Raw genomic sequence first — 2,609 nt, 5'->3', positions numbered from 1 at the left:
GGGAACCGGACCTCGATGATGTTGTGGCGCTCGCGCGCGATCAGCAGCTTTCGACGTTCTCGTAGGGCTCCACGCGGCCGACGCTCTCCTTGAGGACGAGGTCGAGCAGTCCGGGGAACCGCTGGTCCAGCTCTTCCTTGCGCAGCGTGTTGATGCGGCGGGTGCCGACGTCGTGCTGCCGGATGAGACCGGCCTCGCGCAGGACGCGGAAGTGGCGGGTGAGCACGGACGCGGTGACATCCCGGTTGAAGCCGCTGCAGGCGAGACCGGGTGAAGCGGCGAGAGTGACGACGATCGTGAGCCGGGTCTCGTCGGTCAGCGCGCTCATGATTTTGAAGAGGTCGAAGTCGTCCACGTCGGGGTGGACGAGCGGGGATGAGGTGCGGCTGGCCATACGGGAAGGGTAACGCCGCCCCATGTTCGCGTTCGCGCGTACATGGGGGTACGGTAAAGGGGCCGGTGCGGCCTTCCTCCGGCAATCCACCGCTTCACATAGGGGCACCCATGTCTGTCAACACTTCTGGGATTACGACTGTTCCATCACTTTTCTCCGCCGTGACGCTCGGAAAGATCGAACTCGCCAACCGCGTCGTCATGGCGCCGCTGACCCGGGTCCGCGCCGGTTCCACAGGCGTTCCCGGTGACCTGATGGCCGAGTACTACCGGCAGCGGGCGAGCGTCGGATTGATCATCAGCGAGGGCACCTATCCCGACCACGGGTCACAGGGATGGGTCGGCGCGCCGGGCATCGCCACCGACGAGCAGGCGGCCGGCTGGCAGAAGGTGACCGAGGCCGTGCACGCGGAGGGTGGACACATCTTCCTGCAGATCATGCACGCCGGTCGCGCCACCCACCCCGACATCAACGGCGGCCGCCGCATCCTCGCCCCCAGCGCGATCGCCATCAACGGCAAGACGTTCACGGCGAAGGGCGAACAGCCCTTCGCCATACCGGAAGCGATGACCACCGCCGAGATCCGGGTAGCCATGGCGGACTTCGTCGCCGCGGCCCGCCGGGCCATCGAGGCGGGAGCGGACGGCGTGGAGATTCACGGCGCCAACGGTTACCTGCTCCACCAGTTCCTGTCCCCGGGGGCCAACCAGCGCACCGACGAGTACGGCAGCTCGCCCGAGAACCGAGCCCGCTTCGTCGTCGAGGTGGTCACGGCGGTCTCCGAAGCCGTCGGCGCCGAGCGGGTCGGACTGCGCATCTCCCCGGAGATCGCCCTCGCGGACGTCTTCGAGACCGACCGGGACGACGTCCTGGCCACCTATGGCACCCTGGTGGACCAGCTGCGCCCGCTGGGCCTGGCCTACCTCTCCGTCCTGCACGGAGAGCCGGGCGGTGAGCTGGTGCAGCAGCTGCGGCAGCGCTTCGACGGCAAGCTGATCGTCAACACCGGCTTCCTCGGCGGCCAGACCACCCGCGAGGACGCGATACAGCTGATCGCGGCCGACCAGGCCGAGGCCGTGGTCGTGGGCCGAGCCGTCATAGCCAACCCCGACCTGATCGAGCGCTGGCGGCACGGCCACCCCGAGAACGAGCCGCGGCCGGAACTCTTTTACGCGGCGGGCCCGGAAGGCTACACCGACTACCCCTTCCTTCAGGCGGCTTGAAAAGCGCGATCACTCCGTCGGTGACAAGGCGACAACTCCGATGACCGACTGAGGTGTTGTACGCCCGGTGCTCGCGCTGGCCTGGAGGGAGATCGTTAGCACGTGATCGTCCGTCACGGGCGGCCTCTGGGATTCTCGGGCCGGGCCGACGGCCTCCTGCGTAGGTTCCGTGGCGGGAGGGATGTGCATGACGGACGTGCTCACGTGGACGGTCGAGCAGCGCCTTGAGCTGGAGGAACCGGTGGAACTGCTGCGCAAGGAACTGGCCGGAATCGAGACGCAGTTGGCCCGACTGGTGGCGCAGAGGTCGTGTTCGGGCAGTGGGCCGAGGCGACCGAAGGCGGACGCCGCCGATCGGACAGCGTGGAGCCGGAGCCGGAGCCGGAGCCGGAGCCGGAGCCGGAGCCGGAGCCGGAGCCGGAGCGTGTCGTGACCGGGCCGGGTGCAGCGGGATGCGGCTGGTGCCCGACCGGGCAGAGGGGATGGGCCCGGAGGCCCTGACGTCGGAATACCGGCGGATCATGGAGATCGTGGCCGGGGCGGACGGGCCGGTGATGGCCAAGGATGTCGCGAAGGCGCTGGAGCGGGAGCTCACGCCGGGCAAGGTCGAGCCGGTCCGCGGTCAGCTGCGCAAACTCGCCGACCGGGGCTGGATCTCGAGGACCGGAGCCGGTCGCTATCTGCCGCGCTGAGACGTGAGGGGGCAGCCGACCGGCCGATTCCCGCCGTAACGCGAGAGCCCCCGGCGGGTGTTGGTGAATCTGTGACGAAAAACCAGCCCGCCGAGGGCGCTCAGGATGCTGTCTATCAGGTTCGGCTTCCCCTGTCGAAGACGACCATCGATCTCGTCGCCGGCCTGATACGCGGGCGACGCAAGGAGCTGGGCACCCGCTGGCGCAAAGCCGGTCCGGCAACCCAGGCGATCCTCGTGCTCTCCGTACTCCGTCACTACCAGCGACTCCTCGACATGGCAGGCGGCAACGACATCTCCG

General features: G+C 68.6%; 3 protein-coding genes and 1 pseudogene. 3 read left to right on the top strand and 1 reads right to left on the bottom strand.

Annotated elements, in window-relative coordinates; genetic code table 11:
* Nucleotides 1-40: 40 nt before the first annotated feature.
* Nucleotides 41-394 carry an ArsR/SmtB family transcription factor gene (locus ABT114_RS50190; RefSeq protein WP_351154022.1) on the bottom strand — a complete coding sequence of 118 codons (354 nt, stop codon included), beginning with the start codon at nt 392-394 and terminating at the stop codon, nt 41-43.
* Between the two features lie 110 nt (nt 395-504).
* Here ABT114_RS50190 and ABT114_RS50185 point away from each other — a divergent pair, with 110 nt between their 5' ends.
* The 3 genes and pseudogenes from ABT114_RS50185 to ABT114_RS50175 form a co-directional block, all read left to right on the top strand.
* Entirely contained in the window at nt 505-1,617 is a 1,113-nt protein-coding gene (locus ABT114_RS50185) for an alkene reductase (RefSeq protein WP_351154019.1), read from the top strand.
* 461 nt (nt 1,618-2,078) lie between these two features.
* Nucleotides 2,079-2,309 (top strand): winged-helix domain-containing protein, encoded by a 231-nt coding sequence (locus ABT114_RS50180; protein WP_351154017.1) that lies wholly within the window; start codon nt 2,079-2,081, stop codon nt 2,307-2,309.
* A gap of 71 nt (nt 2,310-2,380) precedes the next feature.
* Nucleotides 2,381-2,609, top strand: a pseudogene (locus ABT114_RS50175) (IS5/IS1182 family transposase); the annotation flags it as partial.

The sequence above is a fragment of the Streptomyces sp. NPDC002088 genome, assembly GCF_040296605.1.
Lineage (GTDB): Bacteria > Actinomycetota > Actinomycetes > Streptomycetales > Streptomycetaceae > Streptomyces.
This window is presented reverse-complemented; position numbering and strand designations above follow the sequence as displayed.

Coding starts and splice junctions, on each gene's coding strand:
- ABT114_RS50190 (WP_351154022.1), bottom strand. CDS start 394: ATGGCCAGCCGCACCTCATCCCCGCTCGTCCACCCCGACGTGGACGAC.
- ABT114_RS50185 (WP_351154019.1), top strand. CDS start 505: ATGTCTGTCAACACTTCTGGGATTACGACTGTTCCATCACTTTTCTCC.